General features: G+C 68.0%; 20 protein-coding genes. 12 read left to right on the top strand and 8 right to left on the bottom strand.

The window, feature by feature from the left end; genetic code table 11:
* Nucleotides 1-19: 19 nt before the first annotated feature.
* From gatB to gatC, 3 genes are read right to left on the bottom strand one after another with little or no spacing between them, the layout of a single operon-like run.
* Complete coding sequence (gene gatB, locus DPR14_RS11320; protein WP_158045227.1) at nt 20-1,492, bottom strand: Asp-tRNA(Asn)/Glu-tRNA(Gln) amidotransferase subunit GatB; 1,473 nt, start codon at nt 1,490-1,492, stop codon at nt 20-22.
* Between the two features lie 30 nt (nt 1,493-1,522).
* Nucleotides 1,523-3,094, bottom strand: a complete 1,572-nt coding sequence (locus DPR14_RS11315) for an amidase family protein (RefSeq protein WP_158045226.1) — start codon at nt 3,092-3,094, stop codon at nt 1,523-1,525.
* Nucleotides 3,094-3,381 carry an Asp-tRNA(Asn)/Glu-tRNA(Gln) amidotransferase subunit GatC gene (gene gatC, locus DPR14_RS11310; RefSeq protein ID WP_158045225.1) on the bottom strand — a complete coding sequence of 96 codons (288 nt, stop codon included), beginning with the start codon at nt 3,379-3,381 and terminating at the stop codon, nt 3,094-3,096. The genes DPR14_RS11315 and gatC overlap by 1 nt, the downstream gene beginning before the upstream one ends.
* Nucleotides 3,382-3,499: 118 nt before the next feature.
* Here gatC and ruvX point away from each other — a divergent pair, with 118 nt between their 5' ends.
* From ruvX to DPR14_RS28700, 4 genes are all read left to right on the top strand, one after another.
* Complete coding sequence (gene ruvX / locus DPR14_RS11305) at nt 3,500-4,060, top strand: Holliday junction resolvase RuvX (protein WP_158045224.1); 561 nt, start codon at nt 3,500-3,502, stop codon at nt 4,058-4,060.
* The gene (locus DPR14_RS11300; RefSeq protein ID WP_246149190.1) at nt 4,061-4,819 is read left to right on the top strand and encodes an AEC family transporter; all 759 of its coding nucleotides are present in this window, start codon (nt 4,061-4,063) and stop codon (nt 4,817-4,819) included.
* A gap of 2 nt (nt 4,820-4,821) precedes the next feature.
* Nucleotides 4,822-4,983, top strand: coding sequence for a hypothetical protein (locus DPR14_RS28175; protein ID WP_246149187.1), 162 nt, complete (start codon nt 4,822-4,824; stop codon nt 4,981-4,983).
* 76 nt (nt 4,984-5,059) lie between these two features.
* A complete protein-coding gene (locus DPR14_RS28700; RefSeq protein ID WP_158045223.1) occupies nt 5,060-5,365 on the top strand; it encodes a LysR family transcriptional regulator in 306 nt (101 codons plus the stop codon).
* Nucleotides 5,366-5,392: 27 nt separating this feature from the next.
* Here DPR14_RS28700 and DPR14_RS11290 read toward each other — a convergent pair whose 3' ends face one another.
* A complete protein-coding gene (locus DPR14_RS11290; RefSeq protein WP_158045222.1) occupies nt 5,393-5,614 on the bottom strand; it encodes a DUF1127 domain-containing protein in 222 nt (73 codons plus the stop codon).
* A gap of 163 nt (nt 5,615-5,777) precedes the next feature.
* Between DPR14_RS11290 and DPR14_RS11285 the strand changes: the two genes are divergently transcribed.
* Together DPR14_RS11285 and DPR14_RS11280 are read left to right on the top strand one after the other, a co-directional pair.
* Nucleotides 5,778-6,728 carry a transcriptional regulator GcvA gene (locus DPR14_RS11285; RefSeq protein WP_158045221.1) on the top strand — a complete coding sequence of 317 codons (951 nt, stop codon included), beginning with the start codon at nt 5,778-5,780 and terminating at the stop codon, nt 6,726-6,728.
* Between the two features lie 65 nt (nt 6,729-6,793).
* Nucleotides 6,794-8,032 (top strand): CaiB/BaiF CoA transferase family protein, encoded by a 1,239-nt coding sequence (locus DPR14_RS11280; RefSeq protein WP_158045220.1) that lies wholly within the window; start codon nt 6,794-6,796, stop codon nt 8,030-8,032.
* 33 nt (nt 8,033-8,065) lie between these two features.
* Here the strand turns inward: DPR14_RS11280 and DPR14_RS11275 are convergent, their stop codons facing one another.
* The 3 genes from DPR14_RS11275 to DPR14_RS11270 form a co-directional block, all read right to left on the bottom strand.
* A complete protein-coding gene (locus DPR14_RS11275; RefSeq protein WP_192499410.1) occupies nt 8,066-9,196 on the bottom strand; it encodes a transglycosylase SLT domain-containing protein in 1,131 nt (376 codons plus the stop codon).
* Nucleotides 9,193-9,465, bottom strand: a complete 273-nt coding sequence (locus DPR14_RS27355) for a hypothetical protein (protein WP_192499409.1) — start codon at nt 9,463-9,465, stop codon at nt 9,193-9,195. The genes DPR14_RS11275 and DPR14_RS27355 overlap by 4 nt, the downstream gene beginning before the upstream one ends.
* A gap of 91 nt (nt 9,466-9,556) precedes the next feature.
* Nucleotides 9,557-10,519, bottom strand: a complete 963-nt coding sequence (locus tag DPR14_RS11270) for a hypothetical protein (protein ID WP_158045218.1) — start codon at nt 10,517-10,519, stop codon at nt 9,557-9,559.
* A 254-nt stretch (nt 10,520-10,773) separates the two neighbouring features.
* On the opposite strand from DPR14_RS11270, the gene DPR14_RS11265 reads away from it, so the two are divergent.
* From DPR14_RS11265 to DPR14_RS11240, 6 genes are all read left to right on the top strand, one after another.
* Nucleotides 10,774-11,142: a DUF6152 family protein gene (locus DPR14_RS11265; RefSeq protein WP_246149184.1), complete on the top strand. Its 369-nt coding sequence runs from the start codon at nt 10,774-10,776 to the stop codon at nt 11,140-11,142.
* Nucleotides 11,142-11,639 (top strand): hypothetical protein, encoded by a 498-nt coding sequence (locus DPR14_RS11260; protein WP_158045217.1) that lies wholly within the window; start codon nt 11,142-11,144, stop codon nt 11,637-11,639. The genes DPR14_RS11265 and DPR14_RS11260 overlap by 1 nt, the downstream gene beginning before the upstream one ends.
* 43 nt (nt 11,640-11,682) lie before the next feature.
* Nucleotides 11,683-12,444, top strand: a complete 762-nt coding sequence (locus tag DPR14_RS11255) for an aspartate carbamoyltransferase (protein ID WP_158045216.1) — start codon at nt 11,683-11,685, stop codon at nt 12,442-12,444.
* Nucleotides 12,444-13,667: a dihydroorotase gene (locus DPR14_RS11250; protein WP_158045215.1), complete on the top strand. Its 1,224-nt coding sequence runs from the start codon at nt 12,444-12,446 to the stop codon at nt 13,665-13,667. Before DPR14_RS11255 ends, DPR14_RS11250 begins: the two co-directional genes overlap by 1 nt.
* Nucleotides 13,668-13,695: 28 nt before the next feature.
* Nucleotides 13,696-14,328, top strand: a complete 633-nt coding sequence (plsY, locus tag DPR14_RS11245) for a glycerol-3-phosphate 1-O-acyltransferase PlsY (RefSeq protein ID WP_158045214.1) — start codon at nt 13,696-13,698, stop codon at nt 14,326-14,328.
* 77 nt (nt 14,329-14,405) lie between these two features.
* Nucleotides 14,406-15,230 carry a universal stress protein gene (locus DPR14_RS11240; protein WP_158045213.1) on the top strand — a complete coding sequence of 275 codons (825 nt, stop codon included), beginning with the start codon at nt 14,406-14,408 and terminating at the stop codon, nt 15,228-15,230.
* A gap of 27 nt (nt 15,231-15,257) precedes the next feature.
* On the opposite strand, the gene DPR14_RS27350 is transcribed toward DPR14_RS11240, so the two are convergent.
* Entirely contained in the window at nt 15,258-15,434 is a 177-nt protein-coding gene (locus DPR14_RS27350; RefSeq protein WP_192499408.1) for a hypothetical protein, read from the bottom strand.
* Between the last annotated feature and the right edge of the window lie 33 nt (nt 15,435-15,467).

Raw genomic sequence — 15,467 nt, 5'->3', positions numbered from 1 at the left:
GCATCCGCGCCGTGCCGCGTCAGCCGTTCAGCTTCCCGGTCAGGATCTCGTTGACCAGGGCCGGGTTGGCCTTGCCCTGGGTCTGCTTCATGACCTGGCCGACGAAGAAGCCGAACAGCTTTTCCTTGCCGCCCTTGTACTCGGCGACCTTGTCCGGGTTGGCCGCCAGCACGCCTTCGATCGCGCTGTCGATGGCGCCCGTGTCGGTCACCTGGCGCAGCCCCTTCTCCTCGACGATCAGGGCCGCCGGCTTGCCGGTCGCGACCATCTCGGCGAACACGTCCTTGGCGATGCGGCCGCTGATCGTGTTGTCGGAGATCAGGTCGATCAGCCCGCCCAGGTTCTCGGCGGAGACCGGCGACTGCTCGATCCCCTTGCCCTGCTTGTTCAGCGCGCCGAACAGCTCGCCCATGGTCCAGTTGGCGGCCAGCTTCGGGTCGCGGCCCTTGGCGACCGTCTCGTAGAAATCGGCGCTCGCCCGTTCCGCGACCAGCACGCCGGCGTCATAGTTCGACAGCTTGTAGTCGCTGATGAAGCGCGCCTTCTTGTCGTCGGGCAGTTCCGGCAGGGTCGCCTTGATCGCGTCCACCCAGGACTGCTCCAGTTCCAGCGGCAGCAGGTCGGGATCGGGGAAGTAGCGGTAGTCGTGCGCCTCCTCCTTGCTGCGCATCGACCGGGTCACGAACTTGGTCGTGTCCCACAGCCGCGTCTCCTGCACGATCGTCCCGCCGCCCTCGATCACCTCGATCTGGCGCTGCACCTCGTAGTCTATCGCCATCTGGACGTAGCGGATCGAGTTGACGTTCTTCGTCTCGGTCCGCGTGCCGTAGGGCTCGCCCGGCCGGCGCACCGACACGTTGACGTCGCAGCGCATGGAGCCCTCCTCCATGTTGCCGTCGCAGGTGCCGAGATAGCGCAGGATCGCCCGCAGCTTCCGGACATAGGCCGCGGCCTCCTCCGAGGTGCGCATGTCCGGCTCCGAAACGATCTCCATCAGGGCCACGCCGGACCGGTTCAGGTCGACATAGGTGCGGCTCGGATGCAGGTCGTGGACGCTCTTGCCGGCGTCCATCTCCAGGTGCAGGCGGGTGACGCCGACGGTGCGGCTGGTCCCGTCCGGCATGTCCAGCACGATCTCGCCCTTGCCCACGATCGGCTGCTGGAACTGGCTGATCTGGTAGCCCGACGGCAGGTCGGCGTAGAAGTAGTTCTTGCGGTCGAACACCGAGAACAGGTTGATCTGCGCCTTCAGTCCCAGCCCCGTGCGGACCGCCTGCTCGACGCAGTGCTCGTTGATGACGGGCAGCATGCCGGGGAACGCGGCATCGACGAAGCTGACCTGCGTGTTCGGTTCGGCACCGAAAAGGGTCGAGGCTCCCGAGAACAGTTTCGCGTTCGAAATGACCTGGGCATGGACTTCCAGCCCGATTACAACTTCCCAGTCGCCGGTCTCGCCCTTGATCAAACCAGTCCCGTTGATCACACTAGTCATTGTCCAACTTCCTCAAGATCAGGGTCGGCCTCAGCCGCGGGCGGCGACGAAGGGCGGCAGGGCGTCGAAGCCGGCGGCATTCTCCAGCACGCCGGCCACCCGCAGCACGGTCGACTCGTCGAACGGCCGGCCGAGGATCTGCAGTCCCAGCGGCAGCCCGTCGGACGCCAGCCCCGCCGGCACCGAGATGCCGGGCAGTCCCGCCAGCGACGCCGGCACCGTGAACACGTCGTTCAGGTACATGGCGATCGGATCGTCCATCTTCTCGCCGATAGCGAACGCGGTGCTGGGCGCCGTCGGCGTCAGGATCACGTCGCACTGCCTGTAGGCCTGCTCGAAGTCCTCCGCGATCCGGGTCCGGACCTGCTGCGCCTTGCGGTAATAAGCTTCGTAGTAGCCCGCCGACAGCACATAGGTGCCGATCATGATGCGGCGCTTGACCTCTGCCCCGAAACCCTCGGCGCGGGTGTTCTCGTACATGTCCTTCAGATCCTTGCCCTCGACCCGCAAGCCGAAGCGGACGCCGTCGTAGCGCGCCAGGTTGGACGAGCACTCCGCCGGCGCCACGATGTAATAGGTCGCCAGGGCGTATTTGGTGTGCGGCAGGCTGATCTCGACCGGCTCGGCGCCGGCCGCCTTCAGCCAGTCGATGCCCTGCTGCCACAGCTTCTCGATCTCGGCGGGCATTCCGTCGACGCGGTATTCCTTGGGGATGCCGACCTTGAGTCCCCGGATATCGCCGGTCAGCGCGGCACGGAAGTCCGGCACGGGCATGTCCACGCTGGTCGAATCCTTGGGATCGAACCCGCACATGGAACCCAGCATCAGGGCCGCGTCCCCGACCGTGCGGGTCATCGGACCGGCCTGGTCGAGCGACGAGGCGAAGGCGACGATGCCCCAGCGCGAGCAGCGGCCATAGGTCGGCTTGATGCCGACGATGCCGACGAACGAGGCCGGCTGGCGGATCGATCCGCCCGTGTCGGTTCCGGTCGCGGCCATGGCGCAGCGCGCCGCCACGGCGGCGGCCGAGCCGCCCGACGATCCGCCGGGCACCAGCTTGCGGGTCCACTGCCATTCCTGCACCGGGCGCGGCTGGCGCACGGCGGCGGTCAGCTCGGACAGGAAGCCGCCCTCCTCCGCCATGTCTCGCTGCACCAGGGTGCCCTCGCTCCAGGGGCTGACGACGGGGCCGTAATGGCTGGTCACGTTGGAGGAGCCCATGGCGAACTCGTCCAGGTTGACCTTGCCGAGCATCACCGCGCCGTCCCGCCACAGGTTGGACGTGACGGTGGACTCATAAGGCGGCTTGAAGCCTTCCAGGATATGGCTGCCGGCGGTGGTCTGGAATCCCGCCGTGCAGAACAGGTCCTTGACCGCGATCGGCAGACCGTTCATCGGCCCGGCCTCGCCTTTGGCCCGCCGCGCGTCGGCCCGTTCGGCCATGGCGATCGCCTGGTCCGGCGTCTCGGTGATGAAGGCGTTCAGGGCGCGCGACGCCTCGACCGCGCGGACATGCGCCTCGGTCAGCTCGACGCTGGTGAATTCGCCCTTGGCCATCCCGGCCAGGGCTTCGGTCATGGTCAGCTTTGTCAGATCCGTCATCACTCGACAACCTTCGGCACGACGAAGAAGCCCTCGGCACTGTCCGGGGCGTTGAGCAGCACGGCGTCGCGGACGCCGCCATCGGTGACGGCGTCGGGACGGCGGCGCAGCTTGTGGGGTGCCACGCTGGTCATCGGTTGCACGCCGACGGTATCGACCTCGTTCAATTGCTCGACGAAGTTCAGGATGTTGCTGAGTTCGCCGGCCAGGTGGTCCTGGTCGGCCTCGGGCACCTTGATGCGGGCCAAGTGGGCGATCTTCGCCACGGTGGCCTTATCGAGCGACATGGGGTAAGTCTCTCCGTCCGCGAACGCCTCGTGCCGGAGCACTGCCCCGGCCGACGGCAGAAATGGAAATTTTCCGGCTGTGTGCCTTTATGACTGTGTGCCGAAAGTAACACCCGATATGGCGATCCGCAAGCTCACGGACCTTCTCGACATCGTACCCCGCGGCAAGCGGCTGCTGGGGCTCGACCTGGGCACCAAGACCGTCGGCATGGCGATCTCCGACCCCGGATTCTCCGTGGCGTCGCCGATCGGCACGATCAAGCGCACCAAGTTCACGGTGGATGCGCGCGAGCTGGCCCGGATCATCAAGGACCGGGAGGTGGGCGCGGTGGTGATCGGGCTGCCGGTCAACATGGACGGCAGCGAGGGACCCTCGGCCGAGCGCGCCCGGCAGTTCGGCGCCAGCATGCTGGAGCACAGGGACATCCTCGGCGGGGAGCAGGAGATCGCGTTCTGGGACGAGCGGCTGTCCACCAGCGCGGTCCAGCGCATGATGATCGACGCCGATATGACCCGGAAGCGCCGCGCCGAGGTCGTGGACAAGATGGCCGCCGCCTACATCCTCCAGGGAGCGCTCGACGCTCTGGCGGGAATACGCGCGGCGGCGCGGCTGGCCGAGGAGGAGCGCCGGGAACAGGAACAGGACGAGAAGGAAGGGACCGAAGACGGCAATTCCTGAATGTCCCAGCTCTTCATCGTCTTCACCGCCCTCACGCCGATCTTCATCCTGATCCTGCTGGGATACGTGCTGCGCCGGCGCCGGATCGTCCCGGACGATTTCTGGATTCCGGTGGAGAAGCTCACCTATTACCTCTTCTTCCCGCTCCTGCTGCTGGACAACCTGTCCAAGGCCAGCCTCGGCGACCTCGCCGTCGTGCCCATGGGGCTCGCCCTGGTATCGGCGATCCTGACGGCCACCCTCGTCCTTCTGCTGCTGCGCAGGCGGATCAATCCCGACGGTCCGGCCTTCACCTCCGTCTTCCAGGGATCGGTCAGGCCGAACACGTTCGTGGGCCTGGCGGCCGCCGCGGCCCTGTTCGGCCGTCCGGGCGTCACGCTGTTCGCGATCGGCCTGGCGACGGTCGTGCCGCTGGTCAACGTGCTGTGCGTGGTCGTGCTGTCCCGGTACGGCTCCGGCAACGGAACCTCGGTGCGGGCGATCGTCTCGGGCATCCTGCGCAACCCGATCATCATCGGCGTGGCGGGCGGAGCCGCCCTCAACCTCAGCGGGATCGGCCGCCCGCCCCTGGTCGGGCCCGTCTTCGAGATCCTGGGGGACGCCGCACTTCCGCTGGGCCTGCTGGCGGTCGGCGCGGGCCTGGACGTCGCGGCCGCGCGCGCGGCGGGGGGCGCGGTGCTCCAGTCGTCGCTGATGAAGCTGATGGTCGTGCCCGGGCTGACCGCTCTGTACGGCGCCGTCTTCGGGTCCACGGGCTGACCTTGACCGTCGCAGTGCTGTTCAACAGCCTGCCGGCCGCCGCGTCGGCCTACGTCCTGGCGCGCCAGATGGGGGGCGACTCGCGGCTGATGGCCGGAACGATCACCCTTCAGACGGTTCTTGCCCTGCCGTCGATTCCGCTCGCATTGCTGTTGTTCGGATGAAACCTCAATCGGCTCCCGACTGTTTCACAGCTGGACGGATCATCTGGAGCGGAATGGGTCGGGGGTGGTACAGAGGTTGGACTGCGAAACGCAACAGAGTCGGCAGCTGCCGCCGCTCAGCGCCGTACGGGCGTTCGAGGCGGCCGGACGGCATGGCAGCTTCACAGGCGCGGCCCAGGAACTGGGGGTGACCCCGGCGGCGATCAGCCATCACGTCAAGATGCTCGAAAGCTGGCTTGGGGTCGTCCTGTTCCGGCGCTTTGCCCGGGGCCTGGAACTGACCGACGACGGGCGCCGCTATCTGCCGCGCCTGACCAGCGCGCTGGACGAGATCGCCTCGGTCACCGACGATCTGATGGGCGAACGGGCCGACCGCGACTGAGCCGGCCCGAAGCTGGACGGACAGCCGTCAGGCGCGCCAGAACGGCTTGGCCGCTTCGTGCTCCAGGTCGGCGCGGGACAGGCCGATGTCGCGCAGCAGGTGATCGTCCATCTCGCCCAGGCGATGGCGCTGGCGCGCCCGGTCCTGCCAATCCAGCAGGGCGTCGAAGGCGCTCACCAGGAGGCGGTTGAGGCCCTTCAGGCTGAGGTCCGGACCGAACTGCGCGGACTTCCTGATGCCGACAGTCATCTTAGCTCTCCTTATGCGAAGCCGGAGCCGAAGCTGTTCCGGCTTCGGCGGTCATCATCGAAAAACATCATCGTGATGAGCCGATACTTGCGCGACCCGGTTCTTGCGCGCAAACGACGCTTTCTCATAAACTCCATTAGCAAAACTAATCGATGAGGCGATCATGGGACGCCGCTTGCCACCTCTGAACGCCATACGCGCCTTCGAGGCCGCCGCGCGCCATCTCAGCTTCACCCGCGCGGCGGAGGAGCTTAGTGTGACCCAGGCCGCCATCAGCCACCAGATCAAGGGGCTCGAGGAGGTCCTGGGCGTGCCGCTGTTCCGGCGGCTCAACCGGGCGCTGGTGCTGACCGAAGCCGGACAGGGCTACCTGCCGCCGCTGCGGGACGCCCTGGACCAGATCGCCGACGCGACGGCGAAGCTCAAGGCCGCCGACGGCGGCGGTTCGCTCACCGTCAGCACCATCGCCTCCTTCGCCGCCAAATGGCTCGTGCCCCGGCTGCCGCACTTCCAGGAACGGCATCCCCACCTGGACGTCCTGCTGTCGACCACGCCGCAGATGGTCGACTTCACCCAGCAGGACGTCGACGCGGCGATCCGGTTCGGGCGCGGCGGCTGGGACGGGGTGCGGGCCGAAAAGCTGCTGACCGAGGACATTTTCCCGGTCTGCTCGCCCTCCCTGCTCGAAGGCCTCAAACCCCTTCGCACGCCGGAGGATCTGGCCGGGTTCATCCTGCTGCACGACGATTTCCTGATCGGCTGGACCATGTGGCTCCAGTCGGCCGGCGTGCGCGGCGTGGACGCGGCCCGCGGTCCCCGCTTCACGGATTCGGCGCTTGTGCTCCAGGCGGCGGTGGCCGGCCAGGGCATTGCCCTGGCGCGGCGCGTGCTGGCGGCCGACGACCTGGATGCCGGCCGACTGGTGGCCCCCTTCGGCATCACCCTACCGACCGAGCTGGCCTATTACTTCGTGGCGCCGCCCCGCTACTTCGACCGCCCCAAGGTGGCGGCGTTCTATGAATGGGTGTGCGGCGAAGCCAAGGAATACAGGAAGGCGGAGGAGCGGGCGGGCGTGCCGGCCGCGCTTGTCAACGCTGCCGGCCAGTCCCTATAACCGGACGGCGACCCGCCGTTTCCCAGCCCCGACAATTTTCCTTTCCGCTGCCGGATGCATCGTCCATGACATCGACCACACGTCCCGCCCCCTCCGGTCCGCTTGCCGGACTGAAGGTCTTCGACATGAGCCGCGTCCTGGCGGGCCCCAGCGCCACCCAGGTGCTGGGAGACCTGGGCGCCGACGTGGTCAAGGTCGAACGGCCGGGCCAGGGCGACGACACGCGGAAATGGGGACCTCCCTATGTGCGCGACGCCGACGGCAACGACACGACGGAGAGCGCCTATTACCTGTCGGCCAACCGGAACAAGCGGTCGATCACCCTCGACTTCACCAAGCCGGAGGGGCAGGCCCTGGCCCGCCGCATGATCGCCCGAAGCGACATCCTGATGGAGAACTACAAGGTTGGGACGCTGAGCCGGTACAATCTCGGCTACGACCAGCTGAAGGACGAGTTTCCGGGGCTGATCTATTGCTCCGTCACGGGATTCGGCCAGACCGGCCCCTATGCCCCGCGGGCGGGCTACGATTTCCTGGTCCAGGCCATGGGCGGGATCATGAGCGTGACCGGCGAGCCGGACGGCGACCCGCAGAAGCTGGGCGTCGGCATCGCGGACCTGATGACCGGGATGTACGGCCTCGTCGCGATCCTGGCGGCGCTGCACCATCGCACCCGGACCGGCAAGGGCCAGCATATCGACATGGCGCTGCTGGACACCCAGGTGGCTTGGCTGTCCTATGCCGGCCAGTACTTCCTGACCAGCGGGGAGGCGCCCCCACGCATGGGCAACGCCCACCCGACGATCGTTCCCTACGAAGCCTTCCCGGCCTCCGACGGCTACATCATCCTGGGTGTCGGCAACGACGGGCAGTATGCCAGGTTCTGCCAGTTCGCCGGCCATCCCGAACTGGCGACCGACCCGCGCTTCACCACCAACGAGCAGCGGGTGCGCAACCGGCATGACCTGATCCCGACCCTGCGCCAGGTGATCTCGTGCAAGCCGCGGGACCACTGGCTGAAGGGCCTGGAACCCCTGGGAGTTCCATGCAGCCCGATCAACCGGATCGACCAGGTCTTCGGCGACCCGCAGGTGAAGGCCAGGGGCATGGAGATCGCCCTGCCCCATCCGCTGGCACCCGAACCGGTCCATTTGCTCGCCAGCCCGATGCGGTTCTCGGACACGCCGGTCGACTACAGGCATGCCCCGCCGACGCTGGGCCAGCACACCGACGAGGTTTTCCGCGACTGGCTCGGACTGGACGAAGCCGAAGTCCGGCGGATGCGGGAGTCCGGCATCGTCTGAGCGTCCGGATTCGCCGCATCCACGTCCGCCGGGTCACTGCGTCTGCACGCCCGTGTCCTGGATTGCGCGGGCCACCTGGTCGGTGTGGCCCGCGACCAGGTCCCAGTCTCGGTAGCGTTCGCGGGCTCCTGTCACCTTGACCAGGTAGCGCCGGGTTTCCTCATAAGGCAGTTGCTCGCTCAGATGATCGAACACTTTCTCCGGCGGGAGGCGGTTGATCAGGGAAGCCGCACTGCTGATGTTCGTCGTGCTGTTGAATGCCCGCGCCACATTGCCTGCTCCGGTGTTGTAGGCGGCGATGGAACTGTAGAGCCGGCTTTCCGGATGGTCGACGGCCCTCAGATAGCGCGTATCCAGCAGCTTCAGGTAGGCGGTGCCGAGCTTGATGTTGGTATCCGGGTCGTACAGCGATTCCGGGCTCAGCATGGGGGCGGATTCGCCGTTGACGAACCGGTGGGCGTCCAGCCCGCCGCTGGTCGGCACCAGCTGCATCAGGCCGAAGGCCGGGACCGGCGACCGGGCCCGGGGATTGAAGGCGCTTTCGGTTTCCATGACCGCAAGGACGAGGGACGGTGGAATGTCGAACTCGCCGGACTCCCTGAACACCGCCTCCGCGTAACGCTCGGCCAGCTTGGCATAGGCTCCTTCCGTGAAGGGGACGCGGTAGCTCAGCATCGTACGCTGCCGGCCGTCCTCGCCGACGATCGGAGCCTTCGTCACCGTTTCAGGCGACAGGCGCTCGACGGCGTCGGCAGGCAGGATCTCGGCCAGGACGGGCCGGGTGTCGCTGGCTTCCGGTTCGCCCGCCGACCAGTCGGGGGGCAAGGGCATGCCCTGCTCCGCCATCCTGCCAACGGCTTCCTTCATGACCCGGTCGCGGCCCGCCAGGTCGGCCGGCGTGTCGGCGAGGGCCGTCTCCACGATGGCATGCAGACGGCCCATGCCGGCAGTCTCGTCTTGCCCGTCGTCCTGCGCGTCTACAAGGACCTGGGCCGTGAACTCCGCGTGCTCGAAGTCCGCGACACCGCGGCTGTGCCAGTCGTCCTCGTAGAAGACCCATTCCTTGCGGGTCGGGAGCAACGCGTTCTCGAAGCCCCAGAAGACTGCGCATTTCTCCATCAGATCATGGTTCGTCTCGGCTACCGCGTCGGCCAGCGCCATCATCGCGTGCCGCTCGGCCGCGGCCACCCCGATGGGAGTCGGGGCGCCGTCGCGGTGATCGGATAAACCACCTGGGCGGCCGGAACGACGCGCGTGGCGACGGCGACCTCCGGACGCGCCGGACCGCTTCCATCGCCGGCCAGTCCGGTCACGCATCCGGTCAGGAACATCGCCGTCATGCAGGCGGACAGCATCGGGGCGAGATGCCGCGCGTCGCGGCCGGGACCATCATGGCGAACGGTAGTGCAGGTGAGGTTATGGAACCTGGGCATCGCTGCTTCCTCCGGTTCGATGGCCGGTGGGCCGGGCGCCGCGTTTCGCGGGCGCCCGATCGTCACCGGCGGAAGTCAAAGCCAGCCGGCGTCACTCCGCAGCGCAGGCGGCCATGCGGGATCGGCCCAATTGGGCACGCAGGTCGGCCAGTTCGGCGCGGAGCTGCTCGACCGTCCTGCTCAGGTCGTCGTTCGCGACTGCCGGCCGCACCGACACGTCGCGCCCGCGGAGTTGAGCCAATCCGTCGAGGATCAGCGTTCGGTGGACGTACAGCACGTAGCCCAGCTCACCGCCGGTCCGGTATGCCGCCGAAGCCTCGGAGCGGCGGCGCACCGCCAGCCAGATGCCGGCACCGACATACAATGCCGTGAGCAGCACCACGGCGAAGACCATCGCCGCGACCACGAATCCGAGCGTCGCCAGGGTCTGCTTGAGCGGACCGAACCAGCCGGTCGCGGTATCGACCAGGACGCCCACCGGCTCGCCGAGCTTCTTCACCTCGCCGAGCGCCTTGCCGATCTCGCCCTGGGCCGCCTGGACGGCACGTCCGATCGGCCCGCCCGGCCCCAGAGGGGCGAACGCCTCGCGCAGCGGACCGATCGGAATCGTCACTGGCCGGTCGGGGATGCGGATTGCCGGAAGCGTCTCGTTCAGCAGCTTTCCCGTTTCCACGTCGATCTTAGCGAAGCCGGAGCCGAACGAAACGGTCCGTGACGGCACCTGGATCTGGCGCGCGCCGGCGAAGCCAAGCTGCCCGGCGTCGATCCGCAGGTCCTGGATGTTGCCGAGCTTCAAGAAGACGCCGTCGATCTGACCGTTGAGCCGCTCCAGGGTATCGGCCACCCCGCCATAGGTCCGCCCGATCGTCTCCAGCCGCGGGACGATCTCCCCGTTGACCGTCCGGACGACCGCATCGATCTTCTCCCGCGTTGCCTGGCCCGCATCGAGCACCAGCTTGCCGGCGAACAGCATCCCGCCCAGGATGACGGCGGGTGGCGCCAAGGCAAGCGTCAGCAGCGAAACTCCCTTGAGTCTTACGATGATGCCTCGCATTTCAGTGCCTCCTCTGTCTTGAGGAGCGCACCAAAGCACAATAAACGAGGTAGATTCAGTGAAGCACTTCACGCTAGTCTACAGTACCTGATGATATCAACTTTAACTCTTCTCACATATATATGCGAGTATTGACCATATCGGAGGAGGTATTTCAGCAGGGCGGTGCCGGCCCGAAACCCGGAAAAATCCGCTCACCGCCGTCCGCCAGCCCTATATGAAACGAATTGGCAGTCCTGCACCGGGAGGTCCCGATGACCCTATCAAGATCATGCATGACGCTGGGGGCGGTCGCGGCCCTAGGCGTCCTGGCCGCTGCCCCGGCGGCCCTGGCGCACCATGGCTGGGGCAGTTACGACAGCACGGCGCTGACGACCCTGGACGGCACCGTCCAGTCCGTGTCGTTCAGCAATCCCCACGCCTCCATCCAGCTGGAGGCGCAGGGCAAGACCTGGTACATCGTGCTGGCGCCACCGTCGCGCATGACCACCCGGGGACTGCCCGACGGCACGTTCCGCCAGGGACAGACCATCAGCCTCGACGGTTATGTCCATAAGAACGATCCGGCGGAGCTGCGGGCGGAGCGGATCCGGGTCGACGGCAAGTCGGTCGAGCTACGCTGATGGAGCACGCCGGCGCCGGGCCGGCCTGGGCGCTCGCCCTGGAGCATTCCGCGCTGGGCGAGACGTTGCGCCAGGCCCTCTGGCTCTATCCCGCCGCCAACGTCCTGCACGTGCTGGCGGTCGTCGCCATGGTCGGCAGCATCTTCGCTTTCGACCTGCGGATCATGGGGGTCGCGCGATCGCTGCCCGTGGCGGCCCTGGCGCGGCTCCTGCTGCCGATCGCCGCGGGCGGATTCGCGGTCGCGGTCGTGACCGGCGCGCTGCTGTTCACCGCGGACGCCACGGCCGTCTGGAACAACCCGGTCTTCGTCTACAAGCTGGTGCTGATCGGCCTGGGTCTGGCCAACATCGTCGTCTTCCACCTGATACCCTGGCGCAGGGTGGCACGTTGGGACGCGGACGTGCCGTCGCCCGCTCCCGCGGTGGCGGGGGCTTTCGTATCGGCCGGGGTCTGGACGGCCACAGCGACCCTGGGGCGGCTGATCGCCTATTTCTAGGTGATTGCGGGGCGGGAACCACGTCCTTATAGTCCCGCCCATCATGACCATCCCGCCGCGCGCTCCCGGTCGCCCCCGTCACCTGCTGGCTCTGCAAGGCATGCCGGCTGCGGAGCTGACAATCCTGCTCGACCGTGCCGACGATCCGCCCACGGATCGGCCGCTCGCCGGGCGCCGCGTCGGCGGCCTTTTCCCCGCCGGTGCCGAACCCCTGCGCGCGGCCTTCGAGACGGCTGTGCGCCGGCTCGGCGGCGACCCTGCCGAGGACCTGCCGGGCTGCGCCGCGGCACTCGTGCGGCATGCCCGGGCCGGCGGAGTCTCGTGGGTGGCGAGCGGCGCCCCCTGCGCGATCGTCAATGCCGGGGACGGCGGCCACGAGGATCCCGTCCGGGCGCTCGCCGACGCCGTGGAGATGCGTCGCCGCCTGGGCGACCTGCGGGGCCGCGTGGTGGCGCTCGCGGGCGACATCCTGCACCACGGCGCGGCCTTCTCGTCGATCCACATGCTGAACGCGCTGGGCGCTTTCGTCCGCGTGATCGCTCCGCCGACCCTGCTTCCGCCCGAAATCGACCGGCTGGGCGCGGAGGTTTACCATTCCCCGGCAGACGGTCTGCGCGGGGCCGACGCGGTGATCCGCTATCCGCTCGACGCCGGGCGATCGCTGGGCGCCCTCGTCCCGTCGCAGCGGGAATTCGACGAGGTCTTCGAGATCGGCGGCATCGCGCCCCTCGTCCGGACCGACCAGGCCACCCTGGCGTCGGCGATCGCCGCCTGCCTCGACCATGTCACCCGCGAGGCTGATTAATGGCGCGGCGCATAGCGTACCGGAATGCAAGGCTGCTGGACCCCGCCACCGGCCTCGACGCGACAGGGACATTGCTGACCGACGGCGAAGCGATCGCCGATCTCGGCCCGGGGCTGTTCGCCGACGGCGTGCCGGACGGGATCGAGGTGATCGACCTCGGCGGCCAATGCCTGGCGCCGGGCCTGATCGACATGCGGGTCACCGCCGGAAGCCGGGAGGAGGCGACTCGCGAGGCCGCTGCCGCCGGCGGCGTCACCGCCATGGTCTGCCTGCCGCCGGGTGCCGACGAATTTGGCCACCCCGTCCGCGTCCTCCACTATGGCCGCGCCACCGACGGGGCGGGCGGGCTTGCTGAGATGGCGCTGGCCGCCCGGTCCGGCGCCTTGGCCTTCACCGACGGCGAAGTCGCGATCGCCGACGCGGCCGTGATGCTCCGCGTGCTGCGCTACGCAACCGGTCTCGGACGCCCCGTGATTCAGCACCCGGAAGAACCCAGCCTCGCGGCGGGCGGCCAGGTGAACGCCGGCGAAGTGGCGACCCGCATGGGTCTGCCGGGCATCCCGGCCCAGGCCGAGGTCATCCTGATCGAACGCGACCTGCGACTGGTCGAACTGACGGGTGCCCGCTACCACGTCGCCCACGTTTCGACCGGCGCCTCCGTGGAGGTGATCCGCGACGCCAAGCGGCGCGGGCTGCCGGTCAGCTGCGACACCGCGCCGGCCTATTTCGCCCTGACCGAGACCGACGTCATCGGCTACCGCACCGTCGCCAAGCTGTCGCCGCCGCTGCGCGGGGAGATGGACCGGCGCGCCATCGTGGAAGGCTTGGCGGACGGCACGATCGACGCCGTCGCCAGCGATCACCGCCCCCAACCGGACGACCGCAAGGACGTGCCGTTCGCGGACGCCGCCTGCGGCATCGTCGGCCTGGAAACCCTGCTGCCGCTGGTGCTGGAACTGGTCCACAACGGCAAGCTGCCGCTGCTGCGGGCGTTGGCGGCCCTGACCTGCAACCCGGCCGACCTGGTGGGCCTGCCGCTCGGGCGCCTCGCCCCGGGGAACGCGGCCGACCTCACCGTCTTCGATCCCGACCGGCTGTGGCGGGTGGATGTCGCCCGCTTCCGAAGCCGCGCCCGCAACTCGCCGTTCGACCGCCGCCCCGTCACCGGCCGCGCGACCCGCACCGTCGTCAGTGGTAACACCGTCTTCAACCTGGACGCATGATCCCCTCGATCCACCGGAATTCAGCAGCATGCCCGACCCGATAAGCTGGGGTTTCTCCTGGCCCTACCTGCTCGCCGCCGCCGTCGCGGGATATCTCCTGGGTTCGATCCCGTTCGGCCTGGTGCTGTCCCGGATCGCCGGCTACGGCGACATCCGGAAGATCGGCTCCGGCAATATCGGCGCAACCAACGTCCTGCGCACCGGCAACAAGCCGCTCGCCGCGCTTACGCTGGTCCTAGACAGCGGCAAGGGCGCATTCGCCGTGCTGATCGCGAAGCAGTTCGGTCCCGACGCCGCCGTGCTGGCGGGAGCCGGATCGATGCTCGGGCACACGTTTCCGGTCTGGCTCGGCTTCAACGGCGGCAAGGGAGTCGCCACGGCGCTGGGCGTTCTGCTGGCCATCTCCTGGCCGGTCGGGGTGATCGCCTGCCTCACCTGGCTGCTGGTCGCTTTCGGCCTCCGCTACTCGTCCCTGTCGGCCCTGGTGGCGCTCGGCATCAGCCCGCTGACCGGCTGGTACTTCGCCGGGCCGCAGGTCGGCCAGCTCTGCGCCTTCATCGCGCTGCTGGTCTATATCCGCCATCACGCCAACATACGCCGCCTGCTCAAGGGCGAGGAGCCCAGGATCGGGTCGAAGAAGAAGGCGGAATCCCCTTCCTGACAGGCGGGAGTTGCCACCCCTCGGCACGGGGGGCTATCGTTGCCGTCGAAAATGACTCCGGGGAGAAGCGTCCAGCCATGCCGATCAAATCCATCCTGCTCCACATGGCCAATGACGAGCAGCACGCCGATCGCCTCCACCGGGGAATCGAGCTGGCCAAGCGCTTCGACGCCTATCTGGAGATCCTGTACATCGCGACGCCCGTCACGATGCCCGCCGGGATCACCGGCCGGGGCGCCTCCTACGCCTATCTGGCCGAGGCGACCGCCATCGCTCACGAGAAAGCGGAAGAGGTCGAGCACGAGGTCAGGAGGCACTGCGCCGACGTGACCTATTCCTTCAGGGTCGAGGAAGGGGACCACGTGGCCTTGCTGGCCCGGCGAACCCCGTTCGTCGATCTGGCCGTGGTCAGCCAGTCACACCCGGCGAACCTGGAAGACCGCGTCCGCCTGCAGATTCCCGACCAGCTGCCGATGCAGGCGGTCTGCCCGACGATAATCCTGCCGTGGGAACGGCGGACCCCGACGTCCGGCAAGCACACGCTGATCGCCTGGAAGAACACGCGCGAGGCGGGGCGCGCCGTTCGCGACGCGATCCCCTTCCTGTCGGATGCCGAAGCCGTGACCGTCCTGACCATCGAGCGGCCCGGCAAGCCGGACCCGTCGGGCGCAGAGATCTGCGAATACCTGACCAAGCACGACATCAACGTCACCTTGCGCAACAACATCAACGACAACGACTCGAGCGTCGGCGAGATCATCCTGCAGGTCGCCGAGGAGTTGGACTGCGACGCCCTGGTGATGGGTGCCTACGGGCACTCCCGCCTTCGGGAACTGATCATCGGCGGGGTGACCCGGCACATCCTGGGCCACATGGACCTACCCGTCCTGATGTCGCACTGACCCCGGGGCGCCCGGGCCGGAAGCCGGTCAGGACTGCCCGGGTCCGGCCTTGCGCCCTTCGGCGCCCTTCGACTTGTTGTCCTGGCCCTTCCGTTCGGCCTCGATCCTGTTGCGTGCGTGCGGACCGGTTCCGATCGGCTGCTCGTTCCCATGGGTCGGCTTGCCCAAGGGATCTGTCTCTTCGTTATGCGTGCCCTTCGTCATGGCATTTCTCCGGCTTGGTTTGATGGGACTGCC

Source organism: Skermanella pratensis (assembly GCF_008843145.1).
Classification (GTDB): Bacteria; Pseudomonadota; Alphaproteobacteria; order Azospirillales; family Azospirillaceae; genus Skermanella; species Skermanella pratensis.
This window is presented reverse-complemented; position numbering and strand designations above follow the sequence as displayed.